General features: G+C 75.2%; 20 protein-coding genes. 12 read left to right on the top strand and 8 right to left on the bottom strand.

Features of this window, described 5'->3' with window-relative positions; genetic code table 11:
* Positions 1–145: 145 nt before the first annotated feature.
* Genes ACERUJ_RS14105 through ACERUJ_RS14090 form a run of 4 tightly spaced genes read left to right on the top strand, consistent with a single transcriptional unit; the run spans position 146 to position 3,621 of the window.
* Complete coding sequence (locus ACERUJ_RS14105; protein WP_370249294.1) at positions 146–937, top strand: GntR family transcriptional regulator; 792 nt, start codon at positions 146–148, stop codon at positions 935–937.
* Positions 934–1,296: a rhodanese-like domain-containing protein gene (locus tag ACERUJ_RS14100; RefSeq protein ID WP_370249293.1), complete on the top strand. Its 363-nt coding sequence runs from the start codon at positions 934–936 to the stop codon at positions 1,294–1,296. Before ACERUJ_RS14105 ends, ACERUJ_RS14100 begins: the two co-directional genes overlap by 4 nt.
* Positions 1,293–2,177: a sulfite exporter TauE/SafE family protein gene (locus tag ACERUJ_RS14095; RefSeq protein WP_370249292.1), complete on the top strand. Its 885-nt coding sequence runs from the start codon at positions 1,293–1,295 to the stop codon at positions 2,175–2,177. Before ACERUJ_RS14100 ends, ACERUJ_RS14095 begins: the two co-directional genes overlap by 4 nt.
* A 40-nt stretch (positions 2,178–2,217) precedes the next feature.
* On the top strand, positions 2,218–3,621 hold the full coding sequence (locus ACERUJ_RS14090) for a rhodanese-like domain-containing protein (RefSeq protein WP_370249291.1): 1,404 nt from the start codon (positions 2,218–2,220) through the stop codon (positions 3,619–3,621).
* Positions 3,622–3,644: 23 nt separating this feature from the next.
* On the opposite strand, the gene ACERUJ_RS14085 is transcribed toward ACERUJ_RS14090, so the two are convergent.
* From ACERUJ_RS14085 to ACERUJ_RS14060, 6 genes are all read right to left on the bottom strand, one after another.
* Positions 3,645–4,928: a S8 family serine peptidase gene (locus ACERUJ_RS14085; protein ID WP_370249290.1), complete on the bottom strand. Its 1,284-nt coding sequence runs from the start codon at positions 4,926–4,928 to the stop codon at positions 3,645–3,647.
* Complete coding sequence (locus tag ACERUJ_RS14080; protein ID WP_370249288.1) at positions 4,922–6,385, bottom strand: type VII secretion protein EccB; 1,464 nt, start codon at positions 6,383–6,385, stop codon at positions 4,922–4,924. Before ACERUJ_RS14080 ends, ACERUJ_RS14085 begins: the two co-directional genes overlap by 7 nt.
* 2 nt (positions 6,386–6,387) lie before the next feature.
* Positions 6,388–7,740 (bottom strand): type VII secretion integral membrane protein EccD, encoded by a 1,353-nt coding sequence (gene eccD, locus ACERUJ_RS14075; protein WP_370249287.1) that lies wholly within the window; start codon positions 7,738–7,740, stop codon positions 6,388–6,390.
* Positions 7,741–7,902: 162 nt separating this feature from the next.
* The gene (locus ACERUJ_RS14070) at positions 7,903–8,196 is read right to left on the bottom strand and encodes a WXG100 family type VII secretion target (RefSeq protein WP_370249286.1); all 294 of its coding nucleotides are present in this window, start codon (positions 8,194–8,196) and stop codon (positions 7,903–7,905) included.
* 32 nt (positions 8,197–8,228) lie between these two features.
* Positions 8,229–8,546, bottom strand: coding sequence for a WXG100 family type VII secretion target (locus ACERUJ_RS14065; protein WP_370249285.1), 318 nt, complete (start codon positions 8,544–8,546; stop codon positions 8,229–8,231).
* 130 nt (positions 8,547–8,676) lie between these two features.
* Complete coding sequence (locus ACERUJ_RS14060) at positions 8,677–10,125, bottom strand: hypothetical protein (RefSeq protein WP_370249283.1); 1,449 nt, start codon at positions 10,123–10,125, stop codon at positions 8,677–8,679.
* Between the two features lie 169 nt (positions 10,126–10,294).
* On the opposite strand from ACERUJ_RS14060, the gene eccCa reads away from it, so the two are divergent.
* Both eccCa and ACERUJ_RS14050 read left to right on the top strand, forming a co-directional pair.
* A complete protein-coding gene (eccCa, locus tag ACERUJ_RS14055; RefSeq protein WP_370249282.1) occupies positions 10,295–14,485 on the top strand; it encodes a type VII secretion protein EccCa in 4,191 nt (1,396 codons plus the stop codon).
* 88 nt (positions 14,486–14,573) lie between these two features.
* Positions 14,574–15,053, top strand: a complete 480-nt coding sequence (locus ACERUJ_RS14050) for a hypothetical protein (RefSeq protein ID WP_370249281.1) — start codon at positions 14,574–14,576, stop codon at positions 15,051–15,053.
* A gap of 29 nt (positions 15,054–15,082) precedes the next feature.
* Here the strand turns inward: ACERUJ_RS14050 and ACERUJ_RS14045 are convergent, their stop codons facing one another.
* Positions 15,083–15,553, bottom strand: coding sequence for a nuclear transport factor 2 family protein (locus ACERUJ_RS14045; RefSeq protein ID WP_370249280.1), 471 nt, complete (start codon positions 15,551–15,553; stop codon positions 15,083–15,085).
* Between the two features lie 116 nt (positions 15,554–15,669).
* On the opposite strand from ACERUJ_RS14045, the gene ACERUJ_RS14040 reads away from it, so the two are divergent.
* The 4 genes from ACERUJ_RS14040 to ACERUJ_RS14025 all read left to right on the top strand — a co-directional run bounded on the left by ACERUJ_RS14040 (position 15,670) and on the right by ACERUJ_RS14025 (position 17,567).
* The gene (locus tag ACERUJ_RS14040) at positions 15,670–15,906 is read left to right on the top strand and encodes a hypothetical protein (protein WP_370249279.1); all 237 of its coding nucleotides are present in this window, start codon (positions 15,670–15,672) and stop codon (positions 15,904–15,906) included.
* A gap of 283 nt (positions 15,907–16,189) precedes the next feature.
* Positions 16,190–16,492, top strand: a complete 303-nt coding sequence (locus ACERUJ_RS14035; RefSeq protein ID WP_370249278.1) for a type II toxin-antitoxin system VapB family antitoxin — start codon at positions 16,190–16,192, stop codon at positions 16,490–16,492.
* Entirely contained in the window at positions 16,489–16,995 is a 507-nt protein-coding gene (locus ACERUJ_RS14030; protein WP_370249277.1) for a LytR C-terminal domain-containing protein, read from the top strand. The genes ACERUJ_RS14035 and ACERUJ_RS14030 overlap by 4 nt, the downstream gene beginning before the upstream one ends.
* Positions 16,992–17,567: a DUF1697 domain-containing protein gene (locus ACERUJ_RS14025; RefSeq protein ID WP_370249276.1), complete on the top strand. Its 576-nt coding sequence runs from the start codon at positions 16,992–16,994 to the stop codon at positions 17,565–17,567. The genes ACERUJ_RS14030 and ACERUJ_RS14025 overlap by 4 nt, the downstream gene beginning before the upstream one ends.
* A gap of 13 nt (positions 17,568–17,580) precedes the next feature.
* On the opposite strand, the gene ACERUJ_RS14020 is transcribed toward ACERUJ_RS14025, so the two are convergent.
* Positions 17,581–19,074 carry a potassium/proton antiporter gene (locus ACERUJ_RS14020; protein WP_370249275.1) on the bottom strand — a complete coding sequence of 498 codons (1,494 nt, stop codon included), beginning with the start codon at positions 19,072–19,074 and terminating at the stop codon, positions 17,581–17,583.
* Positions 19,075–19,187: 113 nt separating this feature from the next.
* On the opposite strand from ACERUJ_RS14020, the gene ACERUJ_RS14015 reads away from it, so the two are divergent.
* Together ACERUJ_RS14015 and ACERUJ_RS14010 are read left to right on the top strand one after the other, a co-directional pair.
* Entirely contained in the window at positions 19,188–20,699 is a 1,512-nt protein-coding gene (locus tag ACERUJ_RS14015) for an FAD-binding protein (RefSeq protein ID WP_370249274.1), read from the top strand.
* A gap of 72 nt (positions 20,700–20,771) precedes the next feature.
* Positions 20,772–21,956, top strand: a complete 1,185-nt coding sequence (locus tag ACERUJ_RS14010) for a pyridoxal phosphate-dependent aminotransferase (RefSeq protein WP_370249273.1) — start codon at positions 20,772–20,774, stop codon at positions 21,954–21,956.
* Positions 21,957–22,017 lie beyond the last annotated feature (61 nt).

Here is a 22,017-nt window from a genome sequence, read left to right as displayed (position 1 = left end):
CGGGGCCGCTGGTGGTCCGGACGGCCGACCCGACGTGATCTGCTCCACAGATCGCGATCTTGCCTGCATGTCCGTATGTCCGTACATTTGGATCAGGAGAAGGATCCCCCCCGGGGGTCCCGACGTCAAGAGATGGGGTGACCCGATGCCGACCCGACCCGATCGCCGCGACCCGCTGCCGCTGTGGGCGCAGGTGCAGCGCGACATCACCGCGCGCATCCAGCGCGGCGAGTTCGACGACGTCTTCCCCGGCGAGCTGCACCTGGTCGAGGAGTACGCCGTCAGCCGCCACACCGTGCGCGAGGCGCTGCGGGCACTGCGCGCCGACGGCCTGCTCGACGCCGGCCGGGGCCGCCCCACCCGCGTCGCCCCGGCCCCGATCACCGCCACCCAGGGCGTGCTCTACAGCCTGTTCTCGGCCGCCGAGGACGCCGGCCACACCCAGCGCAGCATCGTGCTGGCGCTCGACGCCCGCGCCGACGGCGTCATCGCCCGCCGGCTCGGCCTGGAGGAGTCCACCCCGCTGGTGCACCTGGAGCGGCTCCGCCTGCTCGACGACGCACCGCTGGCCCTGGACCGCGTGTGGCTGCCCGCGCGGATCGCCGCACCCCTGCTGGAGGCCGACTTCACCCGCACCTCGCTCTACGCCGAGCTCGACGCCCGCTGCGGCGTGCGCCTCACCGGCGGACACGAGCAGGTGCGCGCCGTCATCGCCCGCGAGCGCGAGCAGCGGCTGCTCGAACTGCCCGTCGACCCCGCCGACCCGGCCGGCCGCGCGAGCGTCGCGCTGCTGCACCTGGAGCGCGTCGGCGAGCTGCGCGGTCAGCCGATCGAGTGGCGCCAGACGGTGATCCGCGGCGACCGCTTCGCCCTCGACACCGACCTCTCCTCCCCCGACCGCATCACCGCGCGTCCCGTCGGCGGGAGCCCCCGATGAGCCCGATGGACACCGGGGCCCCGATCCCGGAGTGCGTCGACGTCGTCGAGGCGCAGCGTCGCGGCGCGGCCGGCTGGGTGCTGCTCGACGTGCGCGAGGACCACGAGTGGGCCACCGGCCACGCTCCCGGCGCGCACCACCTGCCGTTGGGCCTGGTCGACGCCGACACCGTGCCGGCGCAGGGTCCGCTGGTGCTGGTGTGCCGCTCGGGCAACCGGTCCGGCCAGGCCTGCGAGCGGTTGATCGCCGCCGGGCGCACCGACGTCGTCAACATGAGCGGCGGCATGCTGGCCTGGGCCGAGGCGGGGCTCCCGATCGTGCACCCCGAGGCGCCGAGCACCGGCGGGCCGGCGTCATGACCTGGCTGGTGGTGCTCGGCTTCGGCCTGGCCATCGGGCTGGTGCTCGGCGGCCTCGGCGGCGGTGGCGCGATCCTCACCGTGCCCGTGCTGGTCTTCGCCCTCGACGAGTCCGCGGCCGCCGCCACCACCGGCAGCCTCGTGATCGTGGGCCTCGCGGCCGCCACCGGCGCGATCGCCCACGTCCGCGCCGGCGGGGTCGACTGGCGCACGGGACTGCTGCTCGCCGGAGCCGGCGTCCCGGGCGCCTGGCTCGGCGCGCACCTCGCGAGCGTCGTCGACGAGCGCGTGCTGCTCACCGGCTTCGCCGCGCTGATGGTCCTGGCCGGGGTCATGATGGCCAAGCCGGAGTGCGGCCGGCGCTGCCGTGCGGCCCGTGCCGCCGAGGCCGCCCGCGACGCCGCCTACCGCGCGCTCACCGCCCCCGACACCACGCCCGGGACCGCCCCCGACACCGCACCCGGGGCGACCGGTGCCACCGCGGTCCTCGCACCTCCCGCCGCCACCACCCGCGTGTCCTGGCGGGCCCTGCTCGCCGTCGGCACCGCCATCGGGTTCGTCACCGGTTTCTTCGGCGTCGGCGGCGGTTTCGTGATCGTGCCCGCCCTGGTGCTGGTGCTGAAGGTGCGGATCCGCCTCGCAGTGGGAACGAGTCTGGTCGTGGTCGCCCTCAACGCCCTGATCTCGCTGGCCGCCCGTGCGGCCACCGCCGAGTTCGACTGGGCCGTGATCCTGCCCTTCGCCGCCGCCGCCATGGCCGGCACCCTGCTCGGCCGCACCGTGGCCGACCGTCTCCCCGCTCCCGCGCTGCGCCGCGGCTTCGCGCTGCTGCTCATCGCCGTCGCCGCCTACACCGCCTGGCAGAGCCTCGCCGGCGCCTGACCTCCCGATCCCGCACCACGCTCTGGAAGGAGCACCGACCATGTACTTCGCCCAGCACTACCTCGACTGCCTGTCCCAGGCCTCCTACCTCATCGGCGACGAGGCCTCGGGCCGCGCCGTGGTGGTCGACCCCCGCCGCGACGTCGACGTCTACCTCGCCGACGCCGCCGAGCACGGCCTGCGCATCGAGGGCGTCCTGCTCACCCACTTCCACGCCGACTTCCTCGCCGGCCACCTCGAGCTGGCCGAGCGCACCGGTGCATGGATCGGCTACGGCACCGCCGCCACCACCGACTTCCCCGTGCGGCACTTCGCCGACCACGAGCGGCTGGTGCTCGGCGAGGGACCCGACGCCGTGGCCCTGGAGGTGCTGCACACCCCGGGCCACACGCCCGAGTCGATCTCGGTGCTGGTCTACGAGCGGGCCGCCGACGAGCGCGCCTACGGCGTGCTCACCGGCGACGCCCTGTTCATCGGCGACGTCGGCCGTCCCGACCTGCTCGCCTCGGTGGGCGTCACCGCCGACGAGCTGGGCGCGATGCTGCACGACTCGGTGCAGCGCACGCTGATGGGGCTGCCCGACGAGGTGCGCGTGTTCCCGGCCCACGGGGCCGGGTCGGCGTGCGGCAAGAACCTGTCCACCGAGAAGTGGTCCACGATCGGGGAGCAGCGGCGCACCAACTACGCCTGCCAGCCGATGTCGGTCGAGCGGTTCGTCGAGATCGTCACCGAGGGCCAGTCGGTCGCGCCCGCCTACTTCGCCTACGACGCCATGCTCAACCGCCAGCAGCGCGAGACCTTCGACCCCTCCGGCGTGGCCGAGCTCGACCTCGCCGGTCTGCGCGCGGCCGTCGACGCCGACCCCGCCGCCACGTTGCTCGACGTGCGACTCGCGGAGGACTTCAACGCCGGTCACCTCGCGGGCTCGGTGAGCATCCCGCTGGACGGCCGGTTCGCCGAGACCGCCGGCATGGTGCTGCGCCACGACGAGCCGCTCGTGGTGATCGCCGACGACGCCGCGGCCCGCGACGAGGCGGTCGTGCGGCTGGCGCGGATCGGCTTCGACCGCGTGGTCGGCTCGCTCGTCGACCTCGACGCCGTGCTGCCCACCGTGCCGGCCGACAGGGTCGGTCACGGCAGCCGGCTCACCCCGCTGGCCCTGGACGGGATCCTCGCCGCGCGCGACGACGTCACGCTGGTGGACCTGCGCAACGCCGCCGAGCTCGAGCAGGGCGGCGTCCCCGGCGCCCACCACCTGCCGCTGGCCCAGCTGCGGGACCGGATCGCGGAGCTGCCCACCGACGCCCCCGTGGTGGTCTACTGCGCCGGCGGCTGGCGCTCCTCGGTGGCCGCGAGCTACCTGCGCAGCCGGGGCCTCACCGACGTCTCCGACATCCTCGGCGGCTTCAACGCCTACCAGCTGACCCGGACCCCGGTCGCCTGAGCGTCGGCGGCTCCCGGGAGACCTCAGCGGCGGCGGGTGAGCAGGGGGCGCAGCACGAGGGCCACCACGAGGCCGGTGAGGCCGACGGCGCCCCACCACACCGCGGAGCGGCGGGTGCCGGCCAGGACGTCGGGCGGGGGCGGGGGCAGCACGACCGGTCTCGCCGGCGGGGGGCTGGCGACCGGCCGCTGCGCGCCGTCGCGCTTGATCTCGAGCGGACGGGTGAGGGCGTCGACGGGCTGCACGACACCGGCCCCCAGCCGCAGGTCCGACGCACCCGAGGCACCCGGCTGGCCGGCCGCGGTGGCGACCAGACGGGCCACCAGCTGACGGGGGGTGTCGCCCGGGAACACCTGCGCCAGCAGGGCCAGCACCCCGGCCACCTCACCGGCCGCTGCGGAGGTGGAGATCGCGGCGTTGGTGCACGGCGAGCCGTCCAGGGCGTAGGAGTCGACGCCGGCGGTGGGCACCGCGACGGTGATCGCCGAGCTCGGCAGCACGGTGCCGTAGTCGGCCACCCCGTCGCCGTCCACCGCACCGGTCGTGCCGGCCGTGACGACGAGCGGGTCCGTGCGGCTGTAGCCGGCCGGCCAGAACAGGTCGGCGGCGTCGCGCAGCCCGTCCGCCTCGTCGGCACCGAACTCGCCCTCGGCGGGGCGGTTGCCCGCCGAGGCCACCAGGATCCCGCCGGCGTCGGTGATCGCGGCGACCGCGTCGTCGAGCTCGGGGGTGCGCGGCACGGCCAGCGCCACGACGACGATGCGGATCGCGCCCTCGCGCACGGCACCGAGGATCCCGCGCAGGCCGCGCGCCACGAGGTCGGAGGTCAGCGGGACCGCCTCGTCGGTGTCGGCGGCGGTCGGGGCCTCGTAGACCTTGACGTCGGCGAGCGTCGCACCCGGCGCGATGCCGATCGGATCGCCGCCTTGGGCGGCCGGGCGCGGCGCCCCCGCGACGACGCCCGCGACGTCGGTGCCGTGGAAGTAGATCGGGGCCCCGGGCGAGCCGGTGACGTCGACCTGCCCGGAGGCCTGGGGGATGCCGCTGATCCGCTGGATGCCGGAGTCGACCACGGCGATCCCAATGCCCGCCCCCGGCTCCTGCCCCGTGCGCGCCCGCACGACCTCCCAGGCGCGGTCGAGGTCGAGCGCCTCCAGGGGAGCGCTCGGATCGTCGTCGGCCACGGTGTCCGTGGCGTCGGCGCGCACGCTCGCGCAGTCGCTGCCGGCCGCGAGCGCGGGCACACCCGGCACGAGCACGAGCCCGGCGCCGAGCACGCAGGCCGCCAGGCCGACCCGGATCAGCACGTGGACGACCCCGCGGTCGTCGCCGCGGTCGCGGCGCCGGTGGTCGGCGGACAGCGGGCGGCCTCGATGCTCAGCGGCACGCCGGTGGTGAACAGGTCGAGCCACGAGTCGGGCACCACGGGCAGCGGGACGTCGCCGTAGCCCAGCTGGGCGCGCTCGGCGGTGCCGAGCACCTGGTAGGCGAACCCGCGGTCGTCCACCAGGGTGTCGACGCTCTGGCCGGTGGCGTCCCAGTCGCCGCGCAGGACGTAGGCACCCGCGCCGGGGGCGATCGTGCGGACCACGGCGTCGGCGGCGAGGTCGGGCGCCGCGGCGGCCGGCGTGCCGGTGGTGGTGCCGCCCAGCCGGACGCCGGGCTGTGCCCCGGGCACGGCGTCGAGGACGGCGCAGATCTCGGTGTCGGCCGAGGCGGTGGGGACCTCGGTGGGCCACGCGGCCACCCCGAGGTCGGCCCGGTCGGGGGCGTCGAGTGCCGGCGCCTGCTCGGTGCGCGTCGCGGGACGACCCGCCGCCGGCAGCGCGTTCCACAGCTGGGCCGCGAACGGGGTGAGCAGGTAGACGCCGGTGTCGGCCACGAGGAACGGCCCGGACGGGGAGTCGTAGAGCTGGCCGACCCGCACGCGGCGGTCGGCGCCCGGCTGGTCGACCGGCGTGCCGAGCCGGTCGCGGGTGATCCCGAAGGACTCCAGCGAGAGCGACGGGCCGGCCGGGAACAGCCCCACGAACCGCTCAGGCACCTCCAGGGCGTCGTCGCGGCTGACGTTGGCGACGGTCTGCAGCACCCGGTCGATGACGTCGGTGTCGGGCACCTCGTAGGCGGTGGCACGGGGGGTGGGGCGGTCGCTGCCGGGCGCGATCGCCTCGGCGATGAGGTAGTAGCGCCCGCCAGGGGTGCGCACCACCACGCCCGTGGTCGGACGGGGCACGACACCGCGGGCGGCCGCGTCGTCGCCGAGACCGACGGCGATGCCCAGGCCGTCGCCGGTGCAGGCGGACCAGCCGGACTCCACCAGCGCGGACGCCGCGGGCGGCACGGCGGGGGCGTCGAGGATGCCGATCAGCCCGCCCTGGCGCAGCCCGGAGTCGGCGATGTTCTCGGCCGTCACGAAGGTCGGGCTCACCCCGGACCCGAAGAGCAGCATGGCCGAGGTGATGTTGGTGACCGGGCGCAGTTCGAGGGCGCCGTCGGCACCGGGCACGACGACGTAGTCGTCGCCGCGCTCCTTGGTGCTCACCAGCTGCACCTGGTCCCACACGGGGGCGGCGGGCTGCTTGATGAGCCCGACGACGACCGCACCCACGACCACGAGCACGGCCAGGGCCACACCACCGGCGATCGCCCGACCGGGCCGTGCGGGTTCGACCTCGCGGCCGCCGGGCGCGCCGGAGACGAAGGCGGTGACGAGGCGTCGTCGGCTGAAGGAGTAGGCCTCGACGAGGTCCTTCTTCGTGGCCACGCTCAGCTCCCCGAGAAGCGGACCGCGACCACGAGCAGCGGGACGAGGGCGAGCAGGGCGATGGTCTCCAGGACGTCGCCGACGCGCCCGCGCCGCACCGAGGCCGCCCCCGGCACGAGGGTGGCGGCCAGCATGAGTGCACCCGCCGCGGCCAGGACCACGGCGGTGGCGGGGCGCCAGTCGGGCCAGCGCAGCAGCACGCTCGCCGCCGTGGCGGCCAGCGTGGCGATGCCCGACAGCAGGCCGACCCGCACCTCCGCCCCGGTGCGGTACTGGCGGGTGCGGATCATCAGCACGACCGCGGCCGTGACGACGAGCAGGGTGCCGGCCAGCCCGCGGTCGACCGCGAGCCGGGTGGCGAGCACCAGGAGCAGGCCCACGGTGGCCGAGATGGCCACCAGGATCTCGTGCCCGAGCCGGGCGTCGGCGGCCACGCGGTCGGGGTCGATGTCCTCGGGGTCGGCCACGAGGTCGGCCACGGAGTACCACGCCTCGACCCGGGTGCCGGTGACGCTCAGGGCGATCCAGGGGAACACGCTGCCGACGAGCACCATCACGGTGGCGACGACGAGGGCGGCCGCGCCGGGGTCGACGTCGCTGAGGGCGATCACCCCGCCCCACACCGCCACGAGGGCCCCGAGCACCACCAGCGGCAGCACGAGCGGACGGCGGGCCGCCAGCCCGAGCGCGGCCACGGTGCCGACGAGCAGCACCGCTCCCCCGGTGCTGACGGCGGCGACCCCGGGGTCGGCGTCGGCGGGGGCGAGGACGAGTCCGGCCACGGCGGCGTAGGCCCCGCCGAGCCAGGCGACGGTGACCGCGGCCTCCGGCTCGCCCTGCGCGCGGCTGAGCACGACCGCGGCCGCGACCAGTGCCGCCGCCACCAGCGCGGCGGCGGTGCCGGGGAGCGCCGCGGTGCCGCCGAGGCCCTGCAGCGCCAGGGCGATCGCCCCGAGGCCGAGCAGCACCACCGCCGCCGCGAGGGCGGTGCGCCGCCCCGAGGCGGGGTCCCACGGGGCGAGGTCGCGCTCGACGATGTCGGTCATCGCCTCCACGACGTCGTCGTAGACGATCCGGTCGGGGGCGTCGACGCCGGCGGCGACGGTGAGCACCGCACCGTCCTCGACGCCCTGGAGGGTCAGACCCGCGTCGTGGGCCAGCTGGCGCCCCTCCGCGGTGACGACGCGGTAGCCGCCGTAGACGGAGGAGGCGTCGAGGAGCCCGACGCTGCGCGCGAGCTCGGGCACGAGCTCGGCGACGGGGATCGCTCCGGGCAGGACGAGGTCGACCCGGCGGGTGCCGGAGGCGACGCTCACCCGCACGAGACCGGGCGCGCCGGCCGGGGCGTGGGTCATGGACGTACTCCTCGGGGGTCCTGCAGCGGTGCGGAGGTGAACGGAGGGCCGGCACACGGGGTGCCGGCCCTCCTGGGATCACCCTGGGGTGGTCGTGGCGTGCTCGCGGCGCGGGCGCCGGATCAGCCGTGCCCGGAGACCGGGCGGGTGCTCACCCCCGGATCACTGGAAGTGGGCGGCGCCGCGGGCGTCGGCCGCGCGGTAGTCGTCGTTGGACTGGCTCACCGACTGGTGGGTCTCGGTGAGGAGGTCGCGCATCTCGGAGATCGCCTGGTCCCACTTGGCCTTGGCGGCCTGGTAGGACTGCTGGGCCGAACCGGACCAGTCGCTCTTGAGGGGCGCGAGCTCGGACTCGAGGCGGTTGAGCCGGTCGTCGATGTCCTTGACCGTGCGGGTCATGTCGGCGGCGGCCTGCTCGAGCGCGGCGTGGTTGACGCGGATTCCGTCGAGGTTCATCTCAGGGTGCCTTCTTCCTTCTCGAGTCGGGCTCAGGAGAGCCGGGAGGACAGACGCCCGAAGTTGGCGCCCTGCTGGTCGTCGGTGCTGACGTTGTCGCGCTCGGTGGTGGTGAGCGAGTTCGCGAAGTCGTCGAGGGCGTTGATGATGGTGCGCTGCTTCTCGCTCCACGCCTGGTGGAGGGTGAAGAAGGCCGTGGCACCCTGGCCGCCCCAGCGGCCCTGGACGGCCGAGATCTGGTCGGTGAGGCGCGACGAGATGGTGGTGAAGTCGCTGCGGGCGTCCGAGACCAGGCCGGCAGCCCGCGAAAGAGTGCCTTCTCCCTGTCCGTACTCGGGGGCGTTCGACATGTCGCCTACTCCTTGATGAAGGGCGGCCGGGACCGCCGAGAGGAATGGTGGGGACCGGACCGGAAACCCCACGCCCGCCCGAGACCGAGCGGCACGACCGGCTGATGCCCGGGGCGTCGGGGGGTAAACCTCAGCCGGTGAGTTTCCACAGGGCCGCCACGGCACCGCTGGCCGGCACGAGCGCGGCCACCACGGCGGCGCTGCACACGGCCTCCGCGACCTCCGCGCGCCGGGCCCACCAGGCCGAGCGCCACCCGCGTCCGGCCGCCACCGCGACCAGCACCAGCACGGCGCCGCCCACGACCAGCCAGGCGGTGACGACGGCGAGCAGACCGCCGCCCCCGGCGAGGTCGCGCGCCCACCACACCACCCCGGCCACCCCGGCAGCCCCGAGCCCCGCGGCGCGCAGCGCGGCGCGCGCGAGCCGGTGGCGGAAGCTGCGGGCGGCGAGCAGCAGGGAGGCGGCGGCGAGCGCGACGAGCACCAGCGCCCCCACCTGGTCGACACGGCGGTCGGTGGCCGCGAGCAGCAGGGCCGACGACGCCGGCGCGAGCACCGCGACCGCCACCGCGGCGGCGTCGACCGAGCGCCCGGCGCGACGCGCCACGGCGGCGACGTCGTCGACGGGGACGACCGTGCGGGTGCGCCGACCGCGCGGCCGCTCCCGGGCCGACCAGGCGGTGACGGCGAGCCGCTCGAGGTCGAGCAGGTACTGGTCGGGGACGTCGACGGCGAGCAGCGGCACGAACCGGGCGGCGAACGTGGCCGCCACGAGCACCACGGCGAACACCCCCTGCGGGGGCACGTCGAGGAGCGCGGCGAGGAAGGCGACCGCGAACACACCGGTGCCGGCGACCATCCAGACCCGCAGCCCCTCCTCGGCGCGCAGGTCGAGCGCACGCACGACGGCGGCCGCCAGGGCCGCGGCGAGGCCGGCGATGCCCAGGGCGGTCGGCAGCCGCTCGGGCGCGGGATCGTAGGAGACGACGATGGCCGCGGCGGCCGCCGCGGCGGGGGCGCTCAGGGCCCGCGCGGCGTGCCAGGGACCGATCGGCAGCAGCGCGAGCAGCACCGGCACGGCCAGGCACAGCACCGCCGCGCCTGCCGCGCCGGGCGGGAGGAGCGCGTCGCCCCGGGGGGCGGCCGTGAGGGCGGCGACGGCACCGGCGAGCACCAGCGCGACGGCGGCCACCGCACACCACCCGGTCACGACCGCGGGCGCGACGGGGGCGGCACGCCCGGCCGCCCGGCCGCTCCGGTCCGCCCGGTGGCCCCGGCCGCCCGGACCCCGGGCACCGGGCGCCACCCCGGTGGGCGCCGGGGGCGGGGCCAGCACCAGCACGGTGCCGCTGACGACACCGGCGGCCGCCAAGCCCGTCTCGACGGCGAGGCGCTGGCCGGTGCGGGTGTAGAGCACGCCCGAGGGGGGGACATTGGCCCACCGTGAGTACTCCGTCGCCACGTCACCGATCGCCGCGCCGTGGGGCACCCGCAGGTCCACGACGCCTCCGGGACCGTGGACGGTCAGCGACAGCGCATCGGACGCCGGCGCACCGGCGGACGTCGGACCTGCACTCACCCGGGCTCCTCCTGCTCGGCCCCGCACGGGGGCGCTCGACCGGCCGACGGCGCGGCCACGGGGCCGGTATGCCCACTTCCCCGGCGTCTCTACCCTCGTCGGCGCCCGGCTCCCGCCCGGCCCCGCACGCCGCCCGACCCACCCCCTCGGACCTCCCGGAGTCCCGCGCATGACCACGACCGACCCCGCCGTGCCCGCGACGAGCAGCTCCTCACGCGCCCGCGCCGGCCGGGGCGCCCCGCCGGGTCCGCCCCCGGGGCTCCCTGCCGGCCCCGCGACCGGCCCCACGACCGGCCCCGCACCGTCGTCGTCGGGCGGGCCGAGCACCCTGCGCGGCAGTCGCACCGACGAGCCGGCCATGCCGAGCGGCGAGCTGCAGCTGCAGCCGCCGCCGCAGATCCAGCCCAGCGAGGGCGCCGGCGGCATCGCGATGAACGCGATCCCGATGCTCGGCAGCCTGGGCTCGATCGTGCTCGTGGCGACGATGAGCCGCGGCGGCGCGAGCGCCGGGGGCGGCAGCAACGCCACGCGGTACCTCGCGGCGGGCATGTTCCTGTTCGCCACGGTCGGCTTCATCCTCGTGCAGATCGACCGGCAGCGGAAGCAGCGGGCCGCGCAGGTCAGCGGCTCGCGCACCGAGTACCTGCGCTACCTCGGCACCGTGCGCCAGGTGGCCCGCGACGCCGCCCGCCAGCAGCGGCGCGCGCTGCTGTGGCACCACCCCGACCCCACCGCGCTGCCCGGGCTCGCCGAGGAGCGCAGCCGGATCTGGGAGCGCGGCGGCGGCGATCCGCGACACCTGCAGGTGCGGTACGGCACGTGCGCCCAACCGCTCGCGCTCACCCTCGTGCCGCCCGAGAGCGCGCCGATCGACGAGGTCGACCCCGCCGCCGCCTCGGCCCTGCACCGCCTGCTCGTCGTGCACCGCACCCAGCCCGACCTGCCGGCCTCGCTGGACCTGCGCGCCTTCGACCGCATCGAGGTGTGCGGCGAGGAGGACGTCGTGCGCGGCCTGGCCCGGGCCGTGGTGTGCCAGGCGGCGGCGTTCCACTCCCCCGACCAGCTGCGCATCGCCGTGCTGGCCGCCGACGACGCCCTGCCGCACTGGGACTGGGTCAAGTGGCTGCCGCACGCCGCCAGCACCCAGGCCAGCGACGCCGTCGGGCCCCGGCGGCTCGTCTCCACCTCGCTCGCCGAGCTGGGCGACCTGCTGCCGCCCGACCTCGCCGAGCGGCCGCGCTTCGGCGGGTCCGACCGTCCCGCGACGCCCCACGTCCTGCTGGTCACCGACGGCGCCAGCCTGCCGCCGGGCAACCACGTCGTGCCCCCCGACGGCCTGCACGGCGTCACGGTGCTCGACCTCCCCAGCCGCTGGTGGGAGCTGGAGGACCCGAGCCGGCTGCGGCTCGACCTCACCTCCGCGACCGCCGCGACCGGCGCCCAGGTGCCGCTGGAGGCGCTGCGGCTGCGCGAGGAGCCGATCCGCGCCCGCGGCGACCTGATGGACCTCGCCACCGCGGAGGCGTTCGCACGCCGGCTGACCCCGCTGCACACGGTGGCGGTGGCCGGCGCCGACACAGGCACCGGGGAGCCCACCGGGCCCACCGACTTCATGGAGCTGCTCGGCCTCGACGACGTGCGCACCTTCGACCCGTCCTCGGCCTGGCTGCCGCGACCCGCGCGCGACCGCCTCCGCGTGCCGATCGGCGTCGGGGACGGCGGGGCGCTGGTGCACCTGGACATCAAGGAGTCCGCCCAGCAGGGCATGGGTCCGCACGGCCTCGTGATCGGCGCGACGGGATCGGGCAAGTCCGAGTTCCTGCGCACGCTGGTGCTCGGCCTGACCATGACCCACTCGCCCGACCAGCTGAACCTCGTGCTGGTCGACTTCAAGGGCGGCGCGACCTTCGCCGGCATGGCCGAGATGCCGCACGTCTCGGCGGTGATCACCAACCTCGAGAACGAGCTGACCCTCGTGGACCGCATGCAGGACGCGATCACCGGCGAGATGGTGCGCCGGCAGGAGCTGCTGCGCGACGCCGGCAACCTCGCCTCGATCCGCGACTACGAGAAGGCGCGGGCGGCCGGCGAGCCGCTGGCCCCGCTGCCCACCCTGTTCGTGGTGGTGGACGAGTTCTCCGAGCTCCTCGCCGCCAAGCCCGACTTCATCGACCTGTTCGGCACCATCGGCCGGCTCGGCCGCTCGATGGGCATCCACCTGCTGCTCGCCAGCCAGCGGCTGGAGGAGGGCCGGCTGCGGGGCCTGGAGTCGCACCTGTCCTACCGCGTGGGTCTGCGCACCTTCTCCGCCCAGGAGTCGCGCACGGTGCTCGGCGTCCCCGACGCCTACGAGCTGCCGGCCGTGCCCGGGCTGGGCTACCTCAAGCCGGACCCCACCACGATGACGCGATTCAAGGCGGCCTACGTCTCCGGCCCGCCGGCGACCACGCGCCGTCCGGTGCAGCGCGACGAGGGCGGCCACGTGCGGGGCATCCTGCCGTTCACGATCAGCGAGGTGGTGCACCTCGAGCCGGTGGCCGAGGTCCCCGAGACCCCCGACCCGACGCCGCGCGCCGCCGAGGGCGAGGGCGCCCAGGCCTCGCTGCTCGACATCGCGGTGGAGCGGATGCGCGGGCACGGCTCGGAGGCCCACCAGGTGTGGCTGCCGCCGCTGGACCTGCCCGACACCCTCGAGGCGCTGCTGACCGACCTCGCCGTCGACCCCGAGCTGGGCCTGGTGTCGCGCCGGTGGCGCTCCGCCCCCGGGCTCGCCGTGCCGATCGGCGCGGTGGACCGCCCGCTGGAGCAGCGCCGCGACACCCTGACCCTCGACCTGTCGGGCGCGGGCGGCAACGTCGCCCTGGTGGGCGGGCCGCGCAGCGGCAAGAGCACCCTGCTGCGCACGATCGTCACCAGCCTGGCGCTCACGACCACCCCGCTGGAGTCGCAGTTCTTCGTGCTCGACTTCGGCGGCGGCACCTTCACCGCGCTCACCGGCCTGCCGCACGTCGCCGGCGTCGCGACCCGCGCCGAGCCCGACGTCGTGCGCCGGGTGATCGCCGAGATCACCGGCGTGGTCGACCGCCGCGAGGCCTACTTCCGCGCCGAGGGCATCGACTCCATCGAGACGTACCGGCGCCGTCGCGCCGAGGGCCGCGCCGACGACGGGTACGGCGACCTCTACCTCGTCATCGACGGCTGGGCCACGCTCCGCTCGGACTTCGACGACCTCGAGATGCAGGTGCAGCAGCTGGCCGGCCGGGCCCTCACCTTCGGCCTGCACCTGCTCACCACCGCCGGCCGCTGGGCCGACTTCCGCGCCGCCATGCGCGACCTGCTCGGCAGCCGGATCGAGCTGCGGCTCGGCGACGCGATCGACTCCGAGGTGGACCGCAAGGCGGCGGCGCTGGTGCCCGTCGGCCGGCCCGGGCGCGGGCTCATCGCGGCCTCCACCAAGGGGGCCAAGCCGCTTCACGTGCTGGGCGCGCTGCCGCGCATCGACGGCGACCCGAGCGCCGCGACGCTGGGCGACGGCGTCGAGCACCTCGTGGCGCAGGTCGCGGCGGCCTGGACCGGACCCGCGGGCCCGAAGCTGCGGCTGCTGCCCGAGCGGGTGGACCGCGACGAGCTGGTGGCCGCGGCCCGGCGCCACGGCACCGGGGAGGAGCGACTGCTGCTCGCCCTCAACGAGAAGGACCTGGCCCCGGTGGGCCTGGACCCCGACACCGAGCCCCACCTGCTGCTCTTCGGCGACGGCGGCTCGGGCAAGAGCGCCTTCCTGCGCACGATGGTGCACGAGATCATGCGCACCCGCACGCCGCAGCAGGCGCAGATCGTCGTCGTGGACTACCGACGCTCGCTGCTCGGGGAGGTGCCAGAGGAGTACCTGCTGAACTACCTCACCTCGGCGGCCGCCGCCGAGCCGGCGCTGCGCGACCTCGCGGGCTACCTCGGCAACCGCATCCCCGGCCCGGACGTGACCCCGGAACAGCTGCGCAGCCGCACCTGGTGGACCGGCGCGGAGGTGTTCGTCGTCGTGGACGACTACGACCTCGTGGCCACCGCGCAGGGCTCGCCCGTGGCGCTGCTGCAGCCGTTGCTCGCCCAGGCCCGCGACGTCGGCCTGCACCTCACGGTGGCGCGCCGCTCGGGCGGTGCGAGCCGCGCGCTCTACGAGCCGGTGATCCAGACGCTGCGCGACCTCGCCATGCCGGGCCTCCTGCTCTCGGGCAGCCCCGACGAGGGCCCCCTGCTGGGCAACCTGCGCCCGCAGCCCGCACACCCGGGCCGCGGCCGGCTGGTCACCCGCGAGCGCGGGCTCGAGGTCGTGCAGACGGCGTGGGTGGAGCCCGCCCTCTGAGCCCTCCGGGGCCATCCGAGTAGGTGCACGCCCGCGACCGGGTACCGGTACTCAGGCGGACACCGCTCGGCGCAGCGAGTCTGGAGGCATGAACCCGACCACGACCACCCGCCATCCCGACTCCACCGGCCCGTCCGGACTCGCGGGGCGCCCTGCTGCCCCCGGCATCGGCGAGCACACGCTGCTCGCGCTGCTCCCCCTGCTCGCCCTGCTCGCCTGGGTCGGCCTGAGCGCCCTCGCGATCCGTACCGAGGTGGCGAGCACCGCCGAGGAGGGCTGGGGCTGGTTCGCCTACCTCGGCCTGCTGGCCGCGGTCGTGCCCGGCGTCGTCGTGGTGCTCACCGCGTCGATGGCGCTGGCCACGCGACGCATCATGAGCGGGCTGGGATGGGCCGTCGGGGGCGCGGCCGCACTCGCGGTCTCGATCCCGCTGCTGTGGTACGTGCAGAACCCCGAGTACCTGGACGCCGAGACCGGACGACTGCTCACCTGGGCCGGGCTCCTCGCCTGCGGTGTGCCGCTCGTGGCCGTGGCCGTGACCGGCCTCCGGAACGTGACGCGACGCTGACCGGGGCGGCCGGCCCGCCGGCTTCGGCGTCAGTGCTTGTGGACGCCGGGGCCGGTGACCTTCAGGTGCGGCTGGTCGCTGAGCCGGTAGTGGATCTCGTGGGTGCGCTGGTAGCCCGTGTGGGAGACCCGCCAGCCGGCGTCGGTGCGCACGTAGCGGTCCTCGTAGAACGACGCGCCCTCGAGCATGAAGTCGAACGCGGCCACGACCACCCGGTCCTGGAGGTACCAGCGGCCGGTGGCGGTGTCGCCGTCGACCTCGATCTCGGGGTGGTGCACCTGGTGCAGGGTGAGCATCCCCTCGCCGAGGTTGGCGCGCATGTAGTCGACCAGCGCGGCGCGGTCGGGGAACACCAGACCGTTGTAGTCGCCGGTGGCCTCGGGCAGGAAGCACTCCTCGAAGGCCGCCCAGTCCTTGGTGTCGAGGGTGCGCAGGTAGCGGTACTTCAGCTGCTCGATGGCCCGCAGGTCGAGGAGCAGCTGGACGTCGGCGTCGGTCACGGCGGTCACCCTAGACCTGATCGGCGGCGATGGTGTGAGCGCCATCACGCGAGACGGAACATCCCTGTAACCCGGGATCAACCTTCCCGCGATGTGGCTCGCGCACAGTGGACGACATGACCCAGAACGCGACGCCGTCGGGGGCGACCCCCACCGAGGCGACCTCCACCACGTCCCTGTCCGGTTCCGCGACCTCGCTCGACAGCACCTTCGAGCAGCGCCTGGCTCAGCGCGCCGCCCTGCGCCACCGGCACTCGCAGAGCCTGGTGCGCCTGATGACCGAGCGCGACGACCTGCGCGGCGTGCACGCCCTGGCCGACCTCGTGGACGAATCGATCCGCTGGACCGCCTGACCACCGCCCCACCCCTCGGCCTCCCGGGCCCGCGCCGCACGCCGGCGCGGGCCCGGTCCCGTTCCCGGCGGGGGCCGAGGGCGGTGGCGCCGTCGGTGGGTGGACCGAGGGCGTGTCTCCCGACTCGGCGTGGATGCCGCCGTCGTTCGGGTGGTGGTCCGGCAAGGCGCCGGTCCGAGCGCAGACCGGGCGTCTTCGAAGGATCGGCAACGATGCCGGAGGCCGCTCGGGCGGCGTCGGCGCCGCGCATCCGAGTCAGGAGACACGCCCTAGACTCCGGTGCGTGATCTTCAAGCGGGTGGGCGATCACCGCCCCTATCCCCCGCACGGCCTCAGCGCGAGCGGCTGGTCGGCGCTGCCGCCGCGCCAGATCCGGCTGGACCACCTGGTCACGACCAAGGACACGCTGCAGCTCGCAGCGCTGCTCGACGAGGACTCCACCTTCTTCGGCGACCTGTTCGCCCACGTCGTCGAGTGGCGCGGGGAGTTCTACCTCGAGGACGGGCTGCACCGCGCCCTGCGCGCGGCGCTGCAGCAGCGCCACGTGCTGCACGCCCGGGTCCACCGGCTGGAGGAGGACGGATGACCGATCGCGCACGTGCGGCCGCGACCCTGGGGGTGCTGGCGCTGCTGCTGGTCCTCGGCGTGCGGTGGGGGCTCACCCAGGTGACCGAACCGTTCCCCGAGACGGTGAGCGCGCCGTCGATCTGCACCCCGACGCTGGTGACGGCCGGGCAGACGCTGCGACCCGAGGACATCACCGTCAGCGTGCTCAACGCCAGCACCGTCGGTGGCCTGGCCGGCAGCACGATGGAGAAGCTGGTCGACGCCGGGTTCGGTCGCGGCGAGATCGGCGACGCCCCGGACGCCGGGGTGCGCACGGTGCAGGTCTACGCCGCCGACCGCCGGCGCAGTGACGTCGCCCTCCTGCGCAGCTACCTCGGCCCGCGCCTGGACGTGGTCGACACCGAGTCCACCCGGCCGGGTCTCGTGATCGTGGTCGGGCAGAAGTTCGCCGGCGTGCGCTCCGGGCGGGGGATCATCACCGCCCGCGACGACCTCACCGTGTGCCGGCCGCTGCCGGAGTGAGCGCCACGGGCGCCGCCGACGGAATGCGCCGGGGCACACGGTGGGTGGCGCTGGTGCGCAACGTCAACCTCGGACGCCAGGGACTCACCCGCGACCTCCTGCTGGACGCCGCCGCGAGTGCCGGCGGCCGCGACGTGCGCTCCTACCTCACCACCGGCAACCTCACCCTCACCGCCGACCCCGCCGCCCTGGACGGCCCGGACGGCGTCGTCGCACGGCTGGAGGACGGCCTCGCGCAGGTGCTCGGACGCCGCGAGCTCGTGGCCGTCCGCTCGGTGACCTGGCTGCGCGAGCTCCTCGCCCTGGACCTGTTCGCCGGGGTCGACGGCGCGGCCTGGACCACCGAGGTCGCCTTCCTGCGCCACGACGCGGTCCCGCTGGATCCCGCCCGGCTCGGCGACACCCGTCGCACCCGGGTGGTCGCCGTCCGCGAGCGCGAGCTGGCGGCCTCGCGACCCCGCGAGGGCAGTGCGGCGCCGGCGGTGAACCCGCTGCTCGAACGCGCCACCGGCGTGCGGTCCACGGCGCGGGGGTGGTCGACGCTGTCGCGGATCGCCGCGGACCCGGGCTGAGGGACAGGACGCGTCAGTCGGGCAGCCACTGGGCCAACCGGCCCTTGGCGCTGATCTGGCGCAACCGCTCCTCGGTGCGTTCGCGGGCCCGGCGGGGGGTGACCACGAGGAGGTCGTCGCCGCGACGCAGCACGGTGCGCTTCTCCGGCACCAGGGTCTCGCCGTCGCGGATGACCATCGAGATCGAGGCGCCGCGCGGGAGTCGCAGCTCCCCGACCTCCACCCCGTGCAGCCGCGAGACCGGGCTGATCGTGAGCTGCAGCAGGTCGGCCGCGATCCGTTCGAGCGGCGCCACCTCGAGGTCGAGGTCGCGGGGCTCCGAGCGCCGGGTCACGCGCAGCACCTTGGCCACGAGGGGGAGCGTCGGACCGGTGAGCAGGGTGTAGACCACCACCATCACGAAGACGATGTCGAAGAGCCGCTCGGCGTCGGTCACCTCCTCGGCCAGCGGGATCGTGGTGAGCACGATCGGCACCGCACCCCGCAGGCCGGCGTAGGACAGGAACGCCAGCTCGCGCGGTGGCATGGGTTGCACGACGGCGCTCACGACCACCGACAGCGGTCGCGCGAGGAAGGTGAGCACGAGCCCCGCCACGAGGGCCGTGACGACGACGTCGAGGGTGATCCGACCGGGTGAGAGCAGCAGGCCGAGCATCACGAACAGCCCGATCTGGGCCAGCCACGCCACCCCCTCGGCGAAGGAGCGGGTGGCCAGCCGGTGGGGCAGCTCGGAGTTGCCGAGCACGAGGGCGGCGACGTAGACGGCCGCGAAGCCGCTGCCGTGCAGCGCCGCGGTGCCGCCGTAGGCCAGCAGCGTCATGCACACCACGGCGAGCGGGTACAGGCCCGAGGCCGGCAGCGCGACGCGGCGCAGCAGCCCGGCGCCGCCGAAGCCGACGGCCAGGCCGACGACCACGCCCAGCACGAGCTCGAAGACCACGATGCCGAACGCGCCGAGGACGCCGTAGTCGGCCACCGCGCCGGTGGAGACCAGGGTGACGATCACGACGGTGGGGGCGTCGTTGAGACCCGACTCGGCCTCCAGCGAGGAGGCCAACCGCTGCGGCAGCGGCACCACGCGCAGCACCGAGAACACCGCCGCGGCGTCGGTGGGAGAGGTGACGGCGCCGAGCAGGACGGCCAGCTCCCACGACAGCCCGAGGGCGTAGTGGGAGACGACCGCCACGACCGCGATCGAGACGCCCACCCCGAGGGTGGCCAGCGAGAACCCCAGCCGCATCGCGGGCCGGGCCTCGCGCCAGTTCGTGGTGAGACCGCCCTCGGCGAGGATCAGCACCAGGGCGGCGAAGCCGAGCGCATGGGCGAGCTCGGCGTCCTCGAAGGGGATGCCGATGCCGGACTCGCCCAGGGCGATGCCCATGAAGAGGTAGAGCAGCAGGCTGGGCAGGCCGGCGGAGGCGGACACGCGGACCGCCAGGATCGCGACCAGGGTGACGGCGGACCCGATCAGCAGGAACGTCTCGAGTTCGTGGACGTCGAAGGTCATGGGGCCTTTTCGGATCGGGGGGTCGGGTGCCTAGGTTACCGGTCCCTCGTTTCGGCCCGGTGGCGCGCGGATGACCCGTTCCGCTCGACTAGAACATGTTCTAGTCTTGGCGCGTGAGCAGCACCGAGAGCACCGAGAGCCGGGCCACCCAGGTCCCGGCGGCCCTGCCCCTCGCCGACGTCGACGCGACGACGGCCGAGCGCGTCGACGTCGTCGTCGTCGGGTTCGGGATCGCCGGCGGGTGCGCCGCCCTCGAGGCCGCCCGCACCGGGGCCCGGGTGTTGCTGCTCGAACGGGCCGCCACCCACGGCGGCACCTCCGCCATGTCGGGGGGCCACTTCTACCTCGGCGGCGGCACGGCGGTGCAGCAGGCGACGGGCCACGACGACACCCCGCAGGCGATGTACGACTACCTCGTGGCGACCTCCAAGGAGCCCGAGCACGACAAGATCCGCGCCTACTGCGACGGCTCGGTGGAGCACTTCGGCTGGCTGGAGGCGCTCGGGTTCGAGTTCGAGCGCAGCTACTACCCGCACAAGGCCGTCATCCAGCCCGGCACCGAGGGGCTGATGTTCACCGGCAACGAGAAGATGGTGGCGTTCAAGAAGATCGCCGCGCCCGCGCCCCGCGGGCACAAGGTGCCCGTGGCCGGCGACACCGAGGGCACCAAGATGGTGATGGACCTGCTGCGCGACCGGCTCGCCGAGGCGGGCGTGGAGGTGCGCTACGAGACCGGTGCCACCCACCTGGTGGTGGACGGTGAGGGCACGGAGCAGCGGGTCGTCGGCGTCGCCTGGAAGTCCTTCGACACCACCGGCGTCGTGCTCGCCCCCGCCGTGGTGATCGCGGCCGGCGGGTTCGTGATGAACCGCGAGATGGTGGCCGCCTACACCCCCGCGCTGGCGGAGAAGCCCTTCGTGCTCGGCTCCACCTACGACGACGGCCTCGGCATCCGGCTCGGCCAGTCGGTGGGCGCGGAGCTCAAGCACATGGACGAGCCGTTCATCACCGCGCCGTTCTACCCGCCGTCCTCGCTGATGTTCGGGTTCATCGTGAACAAGCACGGCCAGCGGTTCGTGAACGAGGACGGCTACCACTCCCGCACCTCCCAGTTCGTGATGGAGCAGCCCGACCACGCGGCGTACCTGATCGTGGACAGCAACCACGTGGAGTACCCCAAGTTCCCGCTGGTGCCGCTGATCGACGGCTTCGAGACCATCGCCGAGCTCGAGACCGCGCTCGACCTGCCCGCCGGCTCCGTGGCCGCCACCCTGGAGCGCTACAACGCGATGGCGGCCGCCGGCGAGGACACCGAGTGCGGCAAGGCGCCCGAGTGGCTCGCCCCGCAGGACACCGGCCCCTGGGCGGTCTTCGACCTCACCCTCGGCAAGGCGATGTACGCGGGCTTCACCCTCGGCGGCATCCGCACCACCGTCGACGGCCGCGCCCAGCGCCCCGACGGCTCGGTGATCGAGGGCCTCTACGCCGCCGGCGCGTGCGCCTCCAACATCGCCCAGGACGGCAAGGGCTACTGCTCCGGCACCCAACTGGGCGAGGGCTCGTTCTTCGGCCGGCGCGCCGGTCGCCACGCCGCCGACCTCGCCCGCACCACCACCCCCGCCTGACGCCGGTCCCGGGGTCGTCGTCGTACCAACCGGGCGCCGTGACGCTCCCGACCGCGCCGTAGGCTGCGCGACGTGAGCCGCTTCGAGGCCGCCGCGCGCGCCGCCGTCCCGCCCTTCCACGTGATGGACCTGCTCGCGGCCGCGGCCGAGCGCACGCGCACCCACGGCGACCTCCTCAACCTGCTGGCCGGCCAGCCGAGCAGCGGGGCGCCCGCGCCGGTGGTCGCCGAGGCGACGCGACTGCTCGGCAGCGGCGATCCGCTGGGCTACACCCCCGCCACCGGCCTCGTCGAGCTGCGCGAGGCGATCGCCGGACACTACGACCGCCGCTACGGGCTCGCGGTCGACCCCGACGACGTCGTCGTCACCACCGGCAGCAGCGGCGGTTTCCTGCTCGCCGTCCTCGCCGCGTTCAGCGCCGGCGACCGCGTGGCCATCGCCCGCCCCGGCTACCCCTGCTACCGCAACGTCCTGACGGCGCTGGGCTGCGAGGTCGTGGAGATCCCGACCGGACCAGAGACCCGGTTCCAGCCGACGCCGGAGCAGGTGGCCGCCGTGCCCGACCTCGCCGGACTGGTGGTGGCCAGCCCCGCCAACCCCACGGGCACGATGCTGCGGCCCGAGGAGCTGGCCGCGCTCGCCGCGCACTGCGAGTCGCGCGGGGTGCGGCTGATCAGCGACGAGATCTACCACGGCATCGAGTACGCGCCGCTGGAGTCGGGGGATCCCGCGGCGGCCTGGTCCCGCAGCGCGTGGAGCACCAGCCGCACCGCGGTGGTGTTCGGCTCGTTCTCCAAGTACTTCGCGATGACCGGCTGGCGCCTGGGCTGGATGCTGGTGCCCGCCGACCTGCGCCGCGCGGTGGACGTGCTCACCGGCAACTTCACGATCTGCCCCCCGGTGCTCTCCCAGCGCGCCGGCATCGCGGCGTTCCACGAGGACTCCTACGCCGAGCTCGACGCCCACGTGCGGCGCTACGCCGCCCACCGCGCCATCCTGCTCGACGGCCTGCCGCGCCTGGGCATCGACCGACTGGCCCCGGCCGACGGCGCCTTCTACGTCTACGCCGACGTCGGCCACCTCACCACCGACTCCCTCGCCTACGCCCACGAGCTGCTCGCCCGCACCGGCGTCGCCGTGGCCACCGGCGTCGACTTCGACACCGCTGACGGCGGCCGCTACCTCCGCTTCAGCTTCGCCGGCCCCGGCGCCGACCTCGAGGCCGCCCTCGACCGCCTCGCCGGCGTCCTGGGGTAGCGGACTTCCCGTCGTCACAAGCAAACGGCAGGCGATTCGACGAGAATCGCCTGCCGTTTGC

This window comes from Nocardioides sp. (assembly GCF_964228225.1).
In the GTDB taxonomy this organism is placed as follows: Bacteria; Actinomycetota; Actinomycetes; order Propionibacteriales; family Nocardioidaceae; genus Nocardioides.
This window is presented reverse-complemented; position numbering and strand designations above follow the sequence as displayed.

Coding starts and splice junctions, on each gene's coding strand:
- ACERUJ_RS14105 (WP_370249294.1), top strand. CDS start 146: ATGCCGACCCGACCCGATCGCCGCGACCCGCTGCCGCTGTGGGCGCAG.
- ACERUJ_RS14100 (WP_370249293.1), top strand. CDS start 934: ATGAGCCCGATGGACACCGGGGCCCCGATCCCGGAGTGCGTCGACGTC.
- ACERUJ_RS14095 (WP_370249292.1), top strand. CDS start 1,293: ATGACCTGGCTGGTGGTGCTCGGCTTCGGCCTGGCCATCGGGCTGGTG.
- ACERUJ_RS14090 (WP_370249291.1), top strand. CDS start 2,218: ATGTACTTCGCCCAGCACTACCTCGACTGCCTGTCCCAGGCCTCCTAC.
- eccD (WP_370249287.1), bottom strand. CDS start 7,740: ATGACCCACGCCCCGGCCGGCGCGCCCGGTCTCGTGCGGGTGAGCGTC.
- ACERUJ_RS14070 (WP_370249286.1), bottom strand. CDS start 8,196: ATGAACCTCGACGGAATCCGCGTCAACCACGCCGCGCTCGAGCAGGCC.
- ACERUJ_RS14065 (WP_370249285.1), bottom strand. CDS start 8,546: ATGTCGAACGCCCCCGAGTACGGACAGGGAGAAGGCACTCTTTCGCGG.
- eccCa (WP_370249282.1), top strand. CDS start 10,295: ATGACCACGACCGACCCCGCCGTGCCCGCGACGAGCAGCTCCTCACGC.
- ACERUJ_RS14050 (WP_370249281.1), top strand. CDS start 14,574: ATGAACCCGACCACGACCACCCGCCATCCCGACTCCACCGGCCCGTCC.
- ACERUJ_RS14040 (WP_370249279.1), top strand. CDS start 15,670: ATGACCCAGAACGCGACGCCGTCGGGGGCGACCCCCACCGAGGCGACC.
- ACERUJ_RS14030 (WP_370249277.1), top strand. CDS start 16,489: ATGACCGATCGCGCACGTGCGGCCGCGACCCTGGGGGTGCTGGCGCTG.
- ACERUJ_RS14020 (WP_370249275.1), bottom strand. CDS start 19,074: ATGACCTTCGACGTCCACGAACTCGAGACGTTCCTGCTGATCGGGTCC.